Below are 18,636 nucleotides of genomic sequence, written 5' to 3' on the forward strand. Positions count from 1 at the left end.
CTTGTTTGTATTTCATATTACTTATATTATAAAAAATAACTACAACCTTTCTGTTGCAGTTATTAGGCCGATGCGGGTAAACTTTCATAAAGAAAGTTTATTAAATAAATTTATGAATAATTAACTGACATAACAATTATGAATAATTTTATAGATCATAGTTAAATTTTAAAGTTCAGGTTCAGGTGATAAGTCATGTATTTCAGCGGTATATTCGTATTACTTATATGTAATGGTTCAATCATTAAAATCAAAATCATTTAATTTATTTTTTTCAACTGGTATCATAAAAGAAGTTAATCTATCTGATCTTGCCCTTCACTCCATATTCTGGACAAATTGCATCGGCAATAAACCACTTATTTCTCTAAAATCAAGAGTAATATTTTTGTTTTCAACATCTATATCGTAATTTTCAATAGTTATTCCTCCTTCTAAAAATATATCTGCTTCAACGTGAGGTATTCACAGATTTCAAAAGTCTTTTAAAAATAAGTAATTGTATTTATTAAGATTCATTTTATATTTTATTAGTGGATAATTAAATGTTTTAGATCAAGGCAAAAATCTACTTGTAAGATCTTTTATAGGCTCACAACCAGATCCATAATAACAAACTTCTTTATATTTTTGTCCTGTTACATTAATTCATTCATTATCGATTGATTTGAAATATTCATAATAAATTTTTCAACTATCATTGTCAAATCTAAGAGCAGTTTTTAAATCATCTTCATTTTTGATTAAACTAATTGATTTATGATTTGTATCAAACTTTTTTTCAATTTCAGATTTTTCAACATAAAGTTTATACTTTTCATCACCTTTTTTATATCAAATGTTTTTGTTTCCATTTTCATAAATTCATGATGGTTTTTTAATAAAACCTCCAGTTATAAATGGCTCCATTTTAGGAGTTTCTTGGCCGGTTTTTCAATCAATCAATTCATTATCTTTATCTGAATCATCTTTCCTTATTTCTATATAAGATCCTTCTAAAGATTTTTCGTTTCCACCATAATATCAACCTCAATATCAATCACTAAAAGTAAAATATTTAAAACCAAATGTATTTAGTTGTATAAAAGGTTTTTTGTCATTAGTCACTTTTTCATAGATAGCAGCACTTGGATTTTTTTCAAGAAATGAATCTCAATTTTTACCTCACTTTTCAAAGGGGTTTGAAGGCATTTTTTCAACTGGTTTTTCTACAGGCTTAGTTGGCTTATCCTTAGGCTTTTCCGGTTCAAGATTTTGAGAACAAGCAACCAAAATTAAAACTGGGGATACAGTAGAAATAGTAACTAATCAAAATGCTGTTTTACTGATTTTTTTATATTTTTGAATAAGTAAACGCAACATCTACGTCCTTTTTTCTACTTTCATCTTCTTGAGAAATATTGAAAGTATAATAACCTGATTCTTCAGCAATGAATTCAATTGTTTTAGTATTTGCTTTTTGCCTTTCAAATCATTTTTTTGCCTCAGTTTTTTTATTAGATGGTGCGACTACATTTAAATTTAAAGACAATGGACCTTTATATCATGAAAGTCTTTCTGATTTGTAATTATCATTTAGTCAAGTTATATTGAATCTATATGCATCATCTTTATATAAATAAATTCTTTTAGTTAAAGGATTGTTATTAGTATTGATTTTACTTAATCTAAAATAATCTAGATTAAGCAATGATTCTTTTACCTTTGAAAAGTCGGGTCTTCCAAAGCCCACTTGTTGCCTATATACAGGTGGTCTACTTGGTGTGAATTTACCTAATCCTATAAGAGAATATATAATTTCTTGTCTTGAACCTGCAATTAGTGCACTTTTCATTATGATTGAATCAGCCCCCATATCAAAATAACTATGGTAATTTGTTTTTAAAATTGTTGCCATAGCAGCAATAGTTGGCGCAGACATACTATTACCTACAACATTTTTATTATCAAATGGAACATCAAACATTGAATGAAAATCATCAGGGGTAGAAACAGAAATATAATTATCAATATATGAGTATTCACTTGCTGGTTTAGGTTCTATGCGATTAGATGGTTCTAAACTACCAACAATAATGGAATTTTGAGATAGTGTTGTGTCATTAATATATCTTAGTCACAGATTGGGCTGTCTTTCTCCATATCTATCTTCTCTTTCTGCCTCACCTTCATTTCCTGCAGCAATAATAAAGATAACTTCCGGATTTTTTGAAATGAATTCATCAATGGTTCCAGCAGGTTCGCCATAGTATATGCCATGACTTCCATGTATAGAACCAGTATAGTTTTGAATATACACTCCTTCTTTTACTAATGATTCCATAACTCTAGTTAGGAATTTCTTATCTTCCACAGGAACATTTGCAACATGCCATTTGCTATACAGAGAAACATAAGGATTTATTCCTTGTTTTCCAATTATTACTTCTGCCACTGTATTAGCATGAAGGTTATCACGATCCTTGGGATCATATCTAACATTTCTACTATCAACATTTATATCTTTTGTAGCAAAATTGTTAGAATTTTTATCAACAATACCATTGACTTCAATGATACCTACTTTTGTCTTATTACCTGCATTAGCCTTAGTTTCCAAATACTGTCTTTCTCTTGCTAAAATTTCCTTAGTTAGACCAACTGATTCATATCTTTTTTGATTAACAGGGTCATATTTATCTCAGAAAGTTGTATCAAGTTTTTTAGGCTGTTCGACATGTTTGGGTGGTGTTGTAGGAGAAGGTTCTTTTTGATTATAATGCTGATTTCAAACATAATCCCAATATTGTGATTCCAATGGATTCATTTCTGGGATAAACTTTTCTCTGTCAGAATTTTCATCTTTATCATGCACATTAAGTTGTAAGAGATCATTTTTGTCGATCTTAAGATCTGATATTAACGAATATAATTTTTTTAAATCATCTTCGTCATGATATGAAATTGACAAGGTTAGAACATATTTATAAAAAATAAGTTCTCTACTAGTGCCAATAGCATCTTTGATTTGGTCAACATATTTTTGTAGTTGTTCAGGATTTATTCCTGCTTTAAAAACTATTTCAATTTTGCTAGACCCATTTTTAATTGTTTTTGGTTGTTGAATTAAATTTTCTTTTTCATTAATTTTTAATTCATGATTTTCATCTTTTACAGATGTTTGGATTGCAGACACACTTGTGATTCCTGCAATTGAAAGTACACTGGAAGAAAATACTGCTAGTGTAATTTTTATTTTTTTAGATTGCATATAACCTCTTTTTTAATTTTGATAAAATTGTTTTTATTCTGATAATCTAAATGAACTCCAAAAACATAAAAAGATAAGTTTATTCATTGTTTTTGATTATCTTTTTCTCCTTTTGCATGGATTATATATTTCTTGTAAAATTGTGGTTTTATAAGATAAAAATATTTTTTTACTAAAAGTATTTTTTAAAAAAAGAGTAAAATATAAAATATTAAAAACACCATCAAGATTTTAATGGTGTTCGCATTTTTTTAAGTAATTCTAATTACTTTTTATCAAGTGTTTCATCAGTTTTTTGATTCTTATAAATGGATGAAATCAAATAATTAGGTGTTGTGATAATTGAGATTAAAGCAAACATTTGATAGATTTCATTTAATGTATTGTTTGTTCAAAAATCAACTTCTTTTTTAAAATTATCTGAATAGTGAAAATTTACTTTTAAAACCTTTGGTGAAGAAGGTAAAAACTTAACTAGAATATTATCATCAATTTTTTGAATATGATACATATCAAGATCAATTGCATTAAAGTTTTCTAGTAATGTGTTTTGCACATCTTTCGTAAAAATTGCTTTTGATAGTTGTTCATCATTTGATCTTAATTTTAATTTCTTATTAAATTCTTCTGAATCTAATTTAATCTTTTTAAGATTATCTGTTTCAGCTAAAACTGAAACAAGAGAAAAATGGTAACCTTTTAATTGTTCTTTTTCTTCAGGTGATAATGAGTATTCAATCATTCCTACATTTGCATATAAGTTTTTATTAACACCATTTAGTTTTTGCTCTCAAGTTCAAGCTTGAGTTTGAAAAACAACTTGGTGATTTAAATAATTAAAAATAAATAATGGCGAGAATTTAAAAATTGATGCGTTATCTCCGATTTTAGGGAATCCTCTTTGACGATACTTAACGAGGTTTAATAATAGTTTATCAATACTTTCTGTAAAGTCAAAATCTTCTAAATTTTCAAAAATAATTTTGAAAAATTCCTTATGGTTAATTGACTTATTTAAAATTTTTTCAGCTCGTTTTTTAAGAGGTCAAATCAAGCCTAAAAAAAATAAACTAATAACCATTAATGCAACTGAAATGCCTAGCAATAAATATAAAACTAAATCTGAATAAGTATTTGGATTAGCAAAATTAGCATCAAATAATCTTGTTCAAACAATAAAAGTTATTAAACCAACTAATAATGAAATGATGAAAAAAATTAAATAAACTTTTGATAAGAAAAAACGAATTACAGCAGGTATGTTTTGCTTTTTCTCATTCATATATTCAATTAACTTTTTAGAAATGATTTCTGAATGTCGATTTATAAATTGTTCTTTTAATTTTGCTGAAAAATGCTTTATATGATTTATTTCTTTTGTATCGTTCATAAGTCATCTCCTAAAAAAGTGCTTGTAAAATTATAAAATTAAAATGCTTATTTTAATGAAAAAATTTAAAGTTTTCAACGAGTAAAAATCACTAAAAAAATAAATTATTAATTAAAAGTTTATAATTAAAAATATGAACTTTTTAATGTCGTTTCAAGCTAGCCAGATTTTAGTTTTAAATTCATTTTTAATAGTTAGTGCAATCTTACTATTAATACCTATGATAGCCATTTTCGTTAACTTTTTTATTAAGATTCGCAAGACTAAAAATTACTCAATTTATTTTGAATTTAATTGACTATCAAATTACATATTTTTAAACTATTTAGGAATAGTGATGAATTCTTTTGCAATCTCCATTTTGTCATTTATTTGTATTTTATTTCTAATAACAATTTTGATTTTCAAATTAATAAAAATCAAATTTAAATTAAATAAATTTTGACTCATAAATACAGCAATTAAATTAGTCTTATTTTTAATTGTAATTATTTTAAATTTTAGGTTTTATGATTCAAGTATTTATGTTTTTAATCAAGGACATGTCTTTGATTTCATACTTTTAATATTTATATTTATTTTAATAACAGTTGAATATATTTTTACTGATCATAAAGACTTAAAAGAATTAAAAATAGGAAAAAATAATTTTGCAAATTATTATACATTTTTATTAATTGTTCCCTTTTTAATTTTCTTTTTAGCAACAAATGTCTTTTTAACAATTTTTGTTTCAATATTAAATGTAACCCAAACAGGAACATTACTTTCTAGTTTTGATTTTAGAATTTACATGTATATTCTTACAAGCATTATGATGTCAATTTTAGTTTTTATTTCATTTTGAAAATTTAATAAATTTAAATACAACCTTAAAGAATATGATCTAGTTTTTGGTAGTAAAAAATAATTTCTATTACAGTATGTAATAGCAATATATTTAAATTAAAATTATAAATTTATTTAGTATCAATTAAATCTTGAATTATTTGCTTACCATTTTCTTTTGTTCCATTCGGAATGACATCCTTGTTTCATATTCTTACCAAGTTATACCTGGATGTATAATATAAAGCAGTCACTACTTTATTAATTTTGCTTATTTTTGATGTATCAAAACTAGTTGTTTTTTTAGATAAAACAAAGTCACCTCTTAAAACGATGTTATTGCTTGTATCACCAAAGTGAGCAATGATTTTATTATATTTGATTATCATTCTTTCATGTAAAAATGCCATTAAGCTCGGTAGATTAGCAAATTCAATACCTTCGTTAGCATTTGGTCCATCCACATAAATTTTTATTTCTGAATTTAATGGATTTATAAAAATTTGACCGTATTCAAATATTTTAATAACAGCACCATTAATAATTCCTGAAGCACCGATTGACTTAATTTCATCAGCAATTTTATTTCGTAGATCATAATATGAATCAAGTGCTTGCCTTATAGATAAGACATAATTAGAAATATGTTTTGAAAAATCATCTAGCGTTAATTTGTTAATACTTTTTGTATGACCACCATTAAGCAACATTAGTTCACCCATTTTTTTTAAATTGAAAAATAAAATGCTATTACCTTGCAAAGTAATAGCATTTTTCTATGATCATTTTGATATGGCAGAGGCTACAGGAATCGAACCCATACCAGCAGGTTTGGAATCTGTTATACTACCGTTATACTAAGCCTCCATTTTAAAAACTAAAAAAATGACTATTTTTAGTATATCAAAAAATAGAGCGCTTAATAATTATCTGAATTATTCCTTAATAATTTTATTTGCTTATTTAAAAGCAAATAAAAAAGTAGTCAATTAAGACTACTTAGTTTATAAAATTAAGATCTTGCTTTTTCTAATTTTAAAACTGCTCCACGAGCTGCTTCTCATAAGATTTCAGCATATGAAGGATGTGGGTGAACTGTTGCTGCAATTTCAAAAATGGTAATTTCGTTATCCATTGCTAAAGTGATTTCTGAAATGAAATCACTAGCATTAGCACCAAAAATTTGTGCTCCTAGAATTCTTCCATCTTCTTCATTAACATAGATTTCAGCAACCCCTGTTTCTTTAGCAGTAGCAAGTGCTCTACCTAAATGAGCATAACCATATTTAGCAACCATTACTTTGTAACCTTTTTCAACAGCTTCATGGTGTGCTAGCCCGACTGTAGCAATTTCAGGAGAAGTGTAAATTGCTGCAGGAATTTCGTGTTTTTCATAAATGTGTTTATGTCCTGCAAAATGTCTTACAAGTTCTTGTGCTTGTGAATAAGCAGCATGAGCTAACATATTGCGTGCATTAACATCACCGATTGCATAGAAGTCTTTAACGTTAGTTTCGTTATTTTCATCAACTTCAATAACACCGTTTTCTTTGAATTTAACACCCATATCTTTAGCATTTAAAGGTACAGTGACACGACCAATTGATACTAAAGTTTTATCAGCTTCTAGTTCTTGAGTTTTACCTTCAACTTCGATTACTAATTTTGAATTTTTAAATTCTTTAACGGCTGCGTTAAAGATAAATTTAACACCGTATTTATCAGTTAGTTTTTTAACTAAAGCATCTTTAATTGACTTAGCAATTTTAGGATTTAACACTTCAGCAGAATTTTGTACAACAGTAACTTTAACACCTGCAGAAGCATATACTTGTGCCATTTCTAGACCAATAACACCTGCACCAACAATAGTTAATGCTTTTGGATATTCAGTCATGTTAATTGCACTGCGACTAGTAATAACTTTACCTGATTTATAACCTTCTTCAAACCCTGGAAGAGTTAATTTTCTTGATACTGAACCAGTTGCTAAAACAATTTTTTTACCACGGTAAACTTTTCCTAAAGCTTCAACTTCATGTGCTCCAACAAATTTAGCTTCAGCTTCAATAGCATCAACTTTTGCTGCTTTTAGTAGCATTTTTACACCACCAACAATTTTGGTAACAACTTGATCTTTTTTAGCTTGAATACCTACTCATGACTTAGCAAAATCGATATCTTTTTCACTAACTTTGTTTTTGAAAACAACACCAACTTCTTCAGCACTAGTAATTGCTTCTAAGTGATGAGTTGAATTTAGTAAGGCTTTAGTTGGAATACATCCAATGTTTAAACACACTCCACCTCAGAATTCTTTTTCAATTACTAAGGTTTTAAAACCTAGTTTTGAAGATTCTTCAGCAGCTAAATATCCCCCAGGACCTGCTCCAATGATAATGACATCGTATTCTTTTTCAACGCTACCTGTATATGCTTTTCCTGCTTCTTTATTAGAAGTAGGTGTAGTTTCAACTGTTGTTGAGACTGCTGCACTTGCAGTTTCAGAAGCTACTTTTTTAGATCCAAATGAAAGACCCGTAGTAGGTTTAATTTCATTTGAAACACTGATATTTCCTACAACGGCAGGAGCTGATTCAGGCTCAGCAGCAGGCGCAGGTGCTGCTTCTTCTAATGAACCTCCACTACCATCATCGATCACGAAAATTACGTCACCAACATGAATAGTTTTACCTTCTTCAAGTAAAATTTGGGCAATTTTACCTGTTTTTGGTGAAGGAATATCTGAAGTCATTTTGTCAGTTTCAACAGAAAATAAAGAATCTCCTTCTTTAACTTCTTGACCAACTTTTACATAAACTTCAGCAACATTTCCTTCGTGAAGTCCTTCACCAATATCAGCAAATTTAAATTTATACATTAAAACGCTCCTAACAATCTTGGATTTTCTAATAGTTGTACAACTCTAGTTGTAAAACGCCCAATGGTTGAGCCATCGATTCAACGGTGGTCTGCAGCAGTTGTTAAGTACATAACTTTTCCAGGTTTTACTTCACCTTTAACAACAACTGCTTCATCAATAATTGCTCCAACACCTAAAATACCAACTTCTGGGTAGTTAATAACTGGTACACCATGTAATGAACCTACTGATCCATAGTTAGTAATTGTAAAGGTTGCCCCTGACATTTGTGCTGGTTTTAAAGTTTTATCACGTGCTGCTTTTGCTAAAGTAACAATTTCTTTAGCTAGTTCAATCACGTTTTTCTTATCAGCATCTTTGATAACTGGTACGAATAGACCGTGATCTGTATCAACTGCGATTCCGATATTAACTGCACTTGGGTAAACAATTTCTTCAGTTTTTTCATCAAATTTTGCCCCAAAAATTGGGTATTCTTTTAAAGCAAGGGTAGTTGCTTTAATAATGAATGCTAAGAAGGTGATTTTAGCACCTGTTAGTTCGAATAAACTGTCTTTGATAGCAGCACGATAGTCTCATAATTCTGAGACATTAGCACGGTGCACTAAGTTTACATAAGCAACATTTGCTCATGAATTTTTCATTGCTTTAGCAATGGCTTTACGCACAAAATCAACTTTTTTACGTTCACCTGCTACAGGTGCAACTGGTGTACTTGTGGGTGCAGCACTTGCTGTTGGTGTTGGTGCAACTGGTGCTGGACTAGGGCTAGCAGCAGGAGCTGCTGCTGGTGCACTTGCTTGATTTTTTAATCATTCAAGTTGCTCACGTTTGCTTAGTCCTTTAGGCATTGTTGCTGAACTTGAAGCAGGTGTTGCAGGCTTTGCTGAACCTGAATTATTTTTTGCTCATTCAAGTTGCTCACGTTTGCTTAGTCCTTTTGGCATTGTTGCTGAGTTAGTTGAAGTAGCAGCAGGTGTTGATTTTTTAGATCCAAATGAAAGACCTGTAGTAGGTTTAATTTCATTTGAAACACTGATATTTCCAACTACGGCTGGAGCAGATTCTGCAGGTGCTTCTTCTTTAACAGGTGCAGATGATGAACCATCATCAATTACAAAGATAACATCACCAACATGAATTGTTTGTCCTTCTTTTAGTAAAATTTCAGCAATTTTACCTGCTTTTGGTGAAGGAATATCACTAGTCATTTTGTCAGTTTCAACTGAAAATAAGGGTTCACCTTCAGCAACTGTTTGACCTACTTTGACATAGACTTGAGCGACATTTCCCTCGTGAAGACCTTCGCCAATGTCTGCGAATTTAAATTTAAACATTTTAATACACTCCTAATAATGATGGTTTCTCTAATAAATTGGCAACTCTTGTAGTAAAGCGTCCAATTGTTGAACCATCGATTCAGCGATGGTCTGCTGCTGTTGTTAAATACATGGCTTTACCAGCAACTAATTTTTTCTCAGTTGCTGAATAAAACGCTTCATCAACGATTGCACCTAAACCTAAAATCCCGATTTCAGGATAATTGATAACAGGTACTCCATGAAGTGAGCCAACTGAACCATAGTTTGTAATGGTAAAAGTGGCTCCTTGCATTTGTGCTGGTTTTAGGTTTTTATCACGTGCTGCTTTTGCTAGTGAAACAATTTCAGCTGCGATTTCTACCACACTTTTATGATCAGCATCTTTAATAACTGGTACAAATAATCCATGATCTGTATCAACTGCGATTCCAATGTTAACTGCATTTGGATAGACAATTTCTTCAGTTTTTTCATCATATTTAGCACCAAAAATTGGAAATTCTTTTAATGCCAAAGTTACTGCTTTAACTACAAATGCTAAAAATGTTAGGTTAACATTTTTCTCAGCTTTGACATCATCTTTAATTTCTTTTCTAATGTCTCATAACTTTGAGACATTAACACGATGTTTTAAATTAACATAGGCAACATTTGCTCATGAATTCTTCATCGCTTTAGCGATTGCTTTACGGACAAAATTAATTTTTTCACGTTTAGCAACTAGCTCGCCCATCATACTGCTAGCACTTATATTGCTATTTTTATCAACAAAAGTAGCCGACAAATCAGCTACTTTTGAAGGTTTATAGTTAATAACATCAGATTCAAAGATTTTGCCATTAAAGCCACTACCTTTGATTAATGTTATATCAATATTTTTTTTGTTAGCAAGTACACGAGCAAGCGGCGTAATTTTTACTTGCGCTTGGCTCATAATACGTTCCTTTTTAACCTTTAAATTTTTATATATTGTACTAGTATTTTTCCATATAGTCTAGAATTTCTGCTGCAATTCTATCAACTGTAGGAGATGCTAATTTTTCTAGACGTGGAAGTGGAACTGTAACATCGTAAGCACTAATTCTATAACCAGGAGCTTTCATATCCATGAAAGCTTCTTCGTTAACTGTTGCAATAATTTCTGCTGCTACTGAATAAGATTTAACTGCTTCAGAAACAACAATTAAGCGACCTGTTTTACGTACAGATTCTAGAACTGTTTCACGATCTCAAGGTGAAATAGTTCTTAAGTCAATAACTTCAGCAGAAGGTGCTTTACCTTGTGCATCTAGTTTTTGTAATGCTTCAATAGTTGCATGCAACATAAATCCATATGAAACGATTGTAACATCTTCACCTTCAGAAACTTTAGCTGCTTTACCGATTTCTACTTTGTAGTAACCTTCTTCAACATCTTGTTTAAATGAACGGTATAAGTGTTTATGTTCCATGAAAACAACAGGATCTGGATCTTCAATCGCTGCAATAATTAACCCTTTCATGTCGATTGGGTTAGATGGCATGACAACTTTTAGCCCTGGAATGTGTGAATAAAGACCTTCAAGTGCTTCTGAGTGGTGCTCTAGAGCACGAACTTGTCCACCAACTGGCATTCTTAATACCATCGGAACTGAATAGCGACCACGGCTTCTGTTTCTGTAACGTGCTGCGTTTGTAAACATTTGTGCCATTGATTGCATTGAGAATCCACTGAATTGAATTTCAACGATTGCTTTGTAACCATAAATTCCTAAACCAACAGCAACTCCTGCTTGAGCAGCTTCTGAAATAGGTGAATCTCAAACACGGTCAGTACCGAATTTTGCTTGAAGTCCTTGTGTAGCACGGAATACTCCACCTTCAAACCCTGCATCTTGTCCATATAGAACAACTTTAGGGTCTTTCTCCATCATAATTTCAATACCGTTTGTAAGTGCTTCAATATTGTTCATTGATTTTTTAGCCATTATTTTGCTCCTTTTGAACTATATTTTTTTGCGTGTGCTTTTTGCTCAACTAAGTGTTTTGGTAATTCAGCATAGGTGTAATCAAAGATTTCATCAATACCTTCATTATCAATAATTGATAATGATTTTTCATAAGCAGCTTTAACTTCTGCTTGAACTTTTTCAACAAGTTCTTTATCTTTTTCTTCAGATCAAATACCGTTATCAAACATGTATTTTTTAATTCTGTGGAAAGGTTCTCATTTTTCTTGTTCTTTTTCCTCAGCTTCAGTACGATAAATTCTTGGGTTATCACTTGAAGTATGAACACCTTGTCTTCAAGTTACAAATTCTACTAAAACAGGACGTGAATTTTCACGTGCATATTCAATAGCTTCTTTCATAACTGCATATGATGCTAATAAGTCATTACCATCAACACGTACACCAACAATTCCAACAGCGTGTGCTTTTCCTGAAATTGCTACAGTCGTTGAATCTTTAACAGGGGTTGAAATAGCCCATTGGTTGTTGTTAACTGTATAAACAACTGGTCAACCTTGAACACTAGCCATGTTCATTGATTCATAGGTTTCACCTTCACTAGTTCCACCGTTACCTACGATAGTAACTGCAACTCCCATTTTTGAACTTGGGTTAGCTTTTTTAGCTAATTTCATTCCGTATCCAACACCTGAAGCGTGTGAATATTGCGCTCCGATAACGATCGCAATTGGTGTTACGTTAACACCATCAGGAATTCTGTTTCCTTGTTCACTACCGTTTCAGTATAGCATTTGGTGAACCATTGGTACACCTAGTTGTAACATAGTTGCGTTTGAACGAAAGGTTGGAATCATTCAGTCAACTTTTGGATCCATTGCACTTGAGGTTGCAACTTGAAGTGCTTCTTCTCCGAAGTTAGGTGCAAAAGTTAACATACGACCTTGTTTTTGTAACTGGGTCATATATGTATCCATCTCACGTGATTTGACCATGTATGAATACGCCTCTAGTAATTTTTCAGTTGATAAAGGTTCTGCTTTATCTTCCTTTGATTTTGAAGATAAATATTCTTTACCTTCTTTTGTTAAGTTACCTTCAACATCTAAGAATCGAATTAATTCTTTTTTGTCACTCATTACGTGACCGTCGAAAACATATTTAAATTTTTTGCTCATGTTTCTCCAATAAAATTTTTGTATATAAATTAATTTTATAACTTTCTTGAAACGTTTTAATTTATTGACGTTTTTTTTCACAATATGTGAAAAATTTTCCTGAAAATTACTTCAATTGCATTAAAGTTGCCTGATTAATCTAAAATTAAGAATTTTTTGCTAGTCGAGTACTAAGCATAAAATTAGATAATTAGGGATTAATCGACAGCATATAAAATGATAAACAATAAAATATTAAACCTGCTAAAACAGGTCTAATATTTTTTTCATTTCACATTTTTTGCAGATTCTGCCTATTTTACTTCATTAATGAAGTTGGCAATGCCGGCTCGACTAACATTTTTGTATTTAAACAGTCCATAACCTCAAAGTGGGTAAACTGCATTTTTACCGATTTCACTAATTTCAAAAGTTACATCTTTGTACTTTTCAACTAGGTTTTTAAACTCGTTTGAAATCTCTTTTAAGATCTGCAAAAACCTGTTTTTATTTTCAGGTTTTTTAAATTCAGCGATAATTTGCTCGTAGTTGATCGACTCATTGTTCTTATGAAAATTAATTTTTCCAAAAACATTAGCTACTAAATAATCAACTTTTTCTTGGTCACTAAAAGCATTCCATTTATTCTCTTCAGCAATTTCTTCTAAAGTTTTTGGTGGCTTTTGAGGTGGTTTAATATCAGTTTGGGGTTTGTCTTTGTCCGGTTTTTGATTAGGATTAGGGCTTGGCTTATCAACTTTAGGAGTTGTCTGTTTTGACCTTTGATCAGGGTCAGGTTGCTTTGTTGTTAGCCCTGGATCAGGTTTATGTATAATTTCTTTTGTAGATGGATCAGAGTCTTTTTTAGGTATTTTTTTGTTAGGTTCGCCCTGCTTAGGCAATCCAGGAATAACACTACTATTATCACTAATTTCTGATGCTACATCTGCTAAAGTGATCGTAATCTTTTCAAAAAGATTTGGCTTTGTGATTGAAATAACTTTAAAACTAATACCTACTTGCTGCTCACTAAGTGTCTTATTAATTGTTAAATCAGAAATTTTAACTTTGCTTAAAATTTCTAAAAGTGTTTTATCAGATTTAGTTTCAACGAGCATTTCTAACTTGCTTACTCCATTAGCATCAACATGGTCTTTAATTACTTTTTCAAGTTGATCTTTGTTTTTATTTCTTCAAGATTTTTTTAAGAAATAACTTGATCCATCAATTACTTTTTTGATATTTACAAGCCATGAATCTTGTTCATCCTGCTGTTTTTGACTGCAAGCAATTGCAATTATTGGTACTGATATTAACGAGAAAGCCGTTAATGTAATGATGATTTTTTGCTTATTAATGAAAGCCATTTTTACCCCTAAAAATTAGATTACTTTGTTTAACTAAATACTAATGAAGTTGCAAAAATAACTGATTAAACTACCAAATTATTTTTTTGTTTAACACTTTTTCAAAAATTAGTTTTTAAGTAAATTTTGAAGTTCATAAAACATCAAAATATAAAAATAAAATTGTATAAAAAAGCCCTTGAAATTACTCAAAGGCTTTTACTTTTTAAAAAAGGGTAAACATATTTTTGCCTAAATAAATCGTATAAAATTTAGGCAACTAAATTTTACTAAATTGTCAAATTAATTAAATTATTTTAAAAAAAATAACCCCTTGAATTAATCAAGAGGTTTCTCCTAGAAATTGGTTTTATATCTTAAAACCAAGACTACCTAGATACATACACTTTTATCTAGGTAATTAATATTTTAAATAAGATTTAAAAATTTTTTTAAAATTTTTAAAGTTGATTTTTTTAATTCTTTGTTTAATTATTTTGCTTGTAAAATTTCAATTTAAAAAAATAAAGCCCTTTGAAAATACTTTCAAAGGGTGGACTTTGTCCAAAAACAATTTATGAGAATAATATAAAAAAGTAAATTTTTTATAGCGTTCATGCCTAGTTAAGTTTACAGTCTAATGTGTTCGCTTAGCTGTCCTAAATAGGCATGCACATTTTAATGAAAATCCAAAAAAATTGAAAATTTATTTCAAAAAAAAGAAGGTGCCCTTTGAAGTAATTCAAAGGGCTAAAAACGAAATAAATTTTTATTTTTTGGTTGTTGAAACAACCCATAAATTTTGCCTAGTTTTTATATTATTATGAGAACTAAAAAAACTGATTTAAAAACTAGGTATTGTTATACTAAATGATTTACAAAAAAATCGAAAATCTTTTATAAAAAAGAAAGATCCCTTTGAATCACTTCAAAGGGTGGATAATATAATTGTCAAAGCCTTTTTAACTTTAACATGTCTAGTTTGAATAATATAAGTGCATTTTAATTAAATTCAACTAGACCTTAATATTATAAACTAAAGCAAAAATTTTTAAAATTTTTGCATCAAAAAATGTGACCTAAAAGTCACATTTAAAGATCTCTTTTTTATATTATTTTCCAAAAGGATTGAAACTAATTTTACCTTGAGGTCGAGACTCTTTGGTTAATGCTAGTGATGCAGGTAATAACGAAATTAAAATTGTTAAGACTGCATAATAAGCAATTGCATTGCCTCTTCCTGCAACAGGGTTAATTAGTGCTAGGATGATGTTTCCACCTGTAAAAATGGTGTAACCAAATCCTCAAATAATTCCAAAGAAGATACCAACTTTTTGTGGTGTTGCTCCTGCAAAATCATAAGGGTTATTTAATAATGGTCCTTGAATTCCTCAAATCATCATTCCCATTAAGAAAGCAAAAATAAAGTAAGGAACCACGCTTGCAACTTCATTAACAACAACTACTGATAAAATTCAAAATAGTGCTGCAAGTGAAGTTATAGCAATCATAAATGGTTTTCTTCTAGCTGATGTTTTTGAAAATCTTCCAACAGTAAAAGCACCGACATAAACTCCAGCAACGAAAGTGATTGCTCAGATTCTGACTAAGTTATTTTGAGTAACTCCATCAGTTGCGCCTAGTAATCCCATGTGCGCTTCTGCAAGTAAAGTAGCATTAGCTCTTGTATTTAAACCGTTTAGCGGCATAACTGCAGCAATTAATCATAGTCCATAAACTAAAACTCACGCTCAAGTATTTTTTTCTCTTAAAACACTTCCTAAAGTCGCTTTTTTCTCAGTTGTAGCATCTGATGAAGCCCCTGAAGCAATTTCAAAATTTTGACCAATAAAGATGTAAGTAACTAGTGGCACTAATGTAACTAACGCTCAAATTAATGAGAATCAGTATCAGTTTGTAATTAAGAAATTAGCAGTGTCTGGCTTGATGAAAAATGCTGTCATAACAATGAAAGCTGTGTTAAATCCTAGTGGCGAAATTGATGACATGATCGCTTTTGTTTTAGGATTTTTAACACTTTTAGCAACAACCGGCTGTAATAAAATAATTAAAGTTGTTCCCCCTACTGCTAATAATAGTCTGAAGATAATGAATAATGCATATCCCCCTTGACCACCAACTGCAGTACCAATTGTGATTGATAAGATTGACATTGCTAAGAATGTCATCGCTGCTAAAACAGCTCATTTATGAGTGAATTTAACAACTATTCAACCGATGATAAATGAACCGATACCACGGGCTAAAGTAATAATGTAGTTAACAGCTTGAGTTGTAACTTCATCAGGTGTTTCAGTTCCGAAAAACACAGGTCTTCAACCAATAGTAGCGTTACCTTGGGTATATCCTGCAGCAAACCACGCTGTAATAAATAGGAAGTAACCCATTAATATGGTGATCCACATGATTATACCTCTTTTAAATTCAACTGATTTAGCTAAATTTTTAACTGAAAAGAGGCTAATAAAATATTTATTCATATTAAACCTTTCTAAATTTATATATTGATGGTTTTAATTATATGACTATCTGGCACAACTTTGAAAAACTCCTGCAAAATTGGCCCAAAAGTTGCAAAAAATGGCTTCATTGTGAAAAAATTTCTGGAAATTTTCAAAGACTGAAACTTTTTTGCAACATCTGAAATTATTAAACATATAATTTTTACATATGCAAATTAAATATAAAACCACCGCTTGCATATGAAAGGAATTTTAAATGTCACATTCAAGAAGAAAAATTGCACTGATTGGTGCAGGATTCGTAGGTACTTCATTTATTGCTGCTGCGATTCAAAATCAAATTGCTGCAGAATATGGAATTATCGATCTTAACGTAACTAAATTAGAGGGAAATGTTTTAGATTTTGAAGACTCTCTAGCAAACCACGAAATGGGTTCAGCTGTTAAGGTTTATGATTTTAAAGATCTAAAAGATGTTTCAGTAATTGTTATTACAGCTGGAAGACCACAAAAACCAGGGGAAACTCGTTTAGAAATGGTTAACGATAATGCTCGTATTATGGCAGATATTGCTCGTAAAGTTAAAGCATCAGGCTTTAGTGGAGTTACAGTTATTAACGCTAACCCGGTTGATGTTATGACATATGTTTATGCACATGTCACAGGTTTTGAAAAAAACCGTGTGATCTCATCAGGTACAGCACTAGAAACTTCAAGATTTAAATTTGAAATTGCTAAACAACTAGGTTTAAATGCTTCAGCTGTTTCAGCACTAGTTTTTGGAGAACATGGAGATAGTTCACTATATACAACTGACTATGTTTCAATTGAAGGTATTCCTTATAAAGAATATACAAAAGATATGAAAATTTCAGAGCAAGAACTACTTGACATGATGCAAAGAGTACGCCGCAAAGCTTATGAAATTATCAACCGTAAAGGATCAACATTCTATGGAATTGGAGCAACAACAGCTCACTTAGTAAGAATGATTGTTGAAGATGCACGCCGTGTTACTTCAGTTGGTGCTTACTTAAATGGTGAATATGGACAAAAAGACTTATTCATCGGAGTACCTGCTGTTTTAGGAATTAATGGAGTTGAAAAAGTTGTTGAACTTGACTTAAAACCTGAAGTTAAAAAACAATTTGATGAATCAGCCAGAATTCTAAAAGAAAACATTGCTAAAGCACTTGATGCGATTAAGTAATTAAACTAAACAAGCCAAAATAAATGCAATTTTCATGTTGCATTTATTTTTTTAATCTCCAAAAGTTATTTTATATATGACTTAAACCTGCAAAAAATAAATTTGTTATTTAGTTGCTTTTCTAACTATATAATTTAAATAACAAATTATTTTTTAGAGAGGCTCTTATGAAGAAAAACGAAACTTATAAAGACTCAAAATCAGCAAGTAAAGCAATTGATGCAACTTTTGCAGACCATGAAAATATTACAATTGATTGTGAAGATAAGGAGAAAGATTTAAGAGTTTGCATGGTATCTTCAGACAAACTTAAACAAAAAACAACTAAACCACCAATTAAGAAAATGACAATTAATGATTTAGCAACAATTGTTATTCAGGGGTTTGCTGAACAAAAGGAATTTAACAGTTGAGTTTATGATGCAATAACAGTACTTCAAAGGGATGTCAAAAGAATTGATGGTGTTTTAGAAAAAAATAACATTAAATAATTTTTGAATCTATTCTTGCTCCAATTAATAAATGCAAATTTTTTTGCATTTATTTTTATAACTTTCAAAAATCATTTTATAGAGATTTAGAATTTGCAATGAACTACGCAAAAAAATAAATTTGTTACTTAGTTACTTTTTTAAATATATAATTTAAATAACAATTATTTTTTAGAGAGGCTCTTATGAAGAAGAACGAAACTTATAAAGACTCAAAATCAGCAAGTAAAGCAATTGATGCAACTTTTGCAGACCATGAAAATATTACAATTGATTGTGAAGATAAGGAGAAAGATTTAAGAGTTTGCATGGTATCTTCAGACAAA

Annotated in this window: 14 protein-coding genes and 1 tRNA gene; 3 read left to right on the forward strand and 12 right to left on the reverse strand. The window is 30.2% G+C overall.

Annotated features, from left to right (window positions below; genetic code table 4):
* Positions 1–219: 219 nt before the first annotated feature.
* From CJJ23_RS04630 to CJJ23_RS04640, 3 genes are all read right to left on the reverse strand, one after another.
* Positions 220–1,362, reverse strand: a complete 1,143-nt coding sequence (locus CJJ23_RS04630; RefSeq protein ID WP_095335178.1) for a hypothetical protein — start codon at positions 1,360–1,362, stop codon at positions 220–222.
* On the reverse strand, positions 1,334–3,250 hold the full coding sequence (locus CJJ23_RS04635) for a S8 family serine peptidase (RefSeq protein WP_095335179.1): 1,917 nt from the start codon (positions 3,248–3,250) through the stop codon (positions 1,334–1,336). Before CJJ23_RS04635 ends, CJJ23_RS04630 begins: the two co-directional genes overlap by 29 nt.
* A 265-nt stretch (positions 3,251–3,515) precedes the next feature.
* Positions 3,516–4,640 carry a hypothetical protein gene (locus CJJ23_RS04640; RefSeq protein WP_095335180.1) on the reverse strand — a complete coding sequence of 375 codons (1,125 nt, stop codon included), beginning with the start codon at positions 4,638–4,640 and terminating at the stop codon, positions 3,516–3,518.
* A 397-nt stretch (positions 4,641–5,037) separates the two neighbouring features.
* Here CJJ23_RS04640 and CJJ23_RS04645 point away from each other — a divergent pair, with 397 nt between their 5' ends.
* The gene (locus CJJ23_RS04645) at positions 5,038–5,550 is read left to right on the forward strand and encodes a hypothetical protein (protein ID WP_143823647.1); all 513 of its coding nucleotides are present in this window, start codon (positions 5,038–5,040) and stop codon (positions 5,548–5,550) included.
* Between the two features lie 49 nt (positions 5,551–5,599).
* Here the strand turns inward: CJJ23_RS04645 and CJJ23_RS04650 are convergent, their stop codons facing one another.
* The 9 genes from CJJ23_RS04650 to CJJ23_RS04695 all read right to left on the reverse strand — a co-directional run bounded on the left by CJJ23_RS04650 (position 5,600) and on the right by CJJ23_RS04695 (position 16,627).
* A complete protein-coding gene (locus CJJ23_RS04650) occupies positions 5,600–6,190 on the reverse strand; it encodes a hypothetical protein (RefSeq protein ID WP_095335182.1) in 591 nt (196 codons plus the stop codon).
* Positions 6,191–6,261: 71 nt separating this feature from the next.
* A tRNA-Trp gene (locus tag CJJ23_RS04655) sits at positions 6,262–6,335 on the reverse strand.
* 145 nt (positions 6,336–6,480) lie between these two features.
* The gene (gene lpdA, locus CJJ23_RS04660) at positions 6,481–8,349 is read right to left on the reverse strand and encodes a dihydrolipoyl dehydrogenase (protein ID WP_095335183.1); all 1,869 of its coding nucleotides are present in this window, start codon (positions 8,347–8,349) and stop codon (positions 6,481–6,483) included.
* Positions 8,349–9,689 carry a dihydrolipoamide acetyltransferase family protein gene (locus tag CJJ23_RS05210; RefSeq protein WP_214608199.1) on the reverse strand — a complete coding sequence of 447 codons (1,341 nt, stop codon included), beginning with the start codon at positions 9,687–9,689 and terminating at the stop codon, positions 8,349–8,351. Before CJJ23_RS05210 ends, lpdA begins: the two co-directional genes overlap by 1 nt.
* A gap of 1 nt (position 9,690) precedes the next feature.
* Positions 9,691–10,608 (reverse strand): 2-oxo acid dehydrogenase subunit E2, encoded by a 918-nt coding sequence (locus CJJ23_RS04675; protein WP_095335184.1) that lies wholly within the window; start codon positions 10,606–10,608, stop codon positions 9,691–9,693.
* A 40-nt stretch (positions 10,609–10,648) separates the two neighbouring features.
* On the reverse strand, positions 10,649–11,641 hold the full coding sequence (locus tag CJJ23_RS04680) for an alpha-ketoacid dehydrogenase subunit beta (RefSeq protein WP_095335185.1): 993 nt from the start codon (positions 11,639–11,641) through the stop codon (positions 10,649–10,651).
* Entirely contained in the window at positions 11,641–12,801 is a 1,161-nt protein-coding gene (pdhA, locus tag CJJ23_RS04685; protein ID WP_095335186.1) for a pyruvate dehydrogenase (acetyl-transferring) E1 component subunit alpha, read from the reverse strand. Before pdhA ends, CJJ23_RS04680 begins: the two co-directional genes overlap by 1 nt.
* Before the next feature lie 293 nt (positions 12,802–13,094).
* Positions 13,095–14,147, reverse strand: a complete 1,053-nt coding sequence (locus tag CJJ23_RS04690; protein ID WP_095335187.1) for a hypothetical protein — start codon at positions 14,145–14,147, stop codon at positions 13,095–13,097.
* 1,091 nt (positions 14,148–15,238) lie between these two features.
* Positions 15,239–16,627 (reverse strand): hexose phosphate transporter, encoded by a 1,389-nt coding sequence (locus tag CJJ23_RS04695; RefSeq protein WP_095335188.1) that lies wholly within the window; start codon positions 16,625–16,627, stop codon positions 15,239–15,241.
* A 238-nt stretch (positions 16,628–16,865) separates the two neighbouring features.
* On the opposite strand from CJJ23_RS04695, the gene CJJ23_RS04700 reads away from it, so the two are divergent.
* Both CJJ23_RS04700 and CJJ23_RS04705 read left to right on the forward strand, forming a co-directional pair.
* Entirely contained in the window at positions 16,866–17,819 is a 954-nt protein-coding gene (locus tag CJJ23_RS04700) for an L-lactate dehydrogenase (RefSeq protein WP_095335189.1), read from the forward strand.
* Between the two features lie 167 nt (positions 17,820–17,986).
* Positions 17,987–18,310, forward strand: coding sequence for a hypothetical protein (locus tag CJJ23_RS04705; protein WP_095335190.1), 324 nt, complete (start codon positions 17,987–17,989; stop codon positions 18,308–18,310).
* Positions 18,311–18,636: the final 326 nt, after the last annotated feature.

Source organism: Mycoplasmopsis agassizii (assembly GCF_002276225.1).
Taxonomy (GTDB): domain Bacteria; phylum Bacillota_I; class Bacilli_A; order Mycoplasmatales; family Metamycoplasmataceae; genus Mycoplasmopsis_B; species Mycoplasmopsis_B agassizii_A.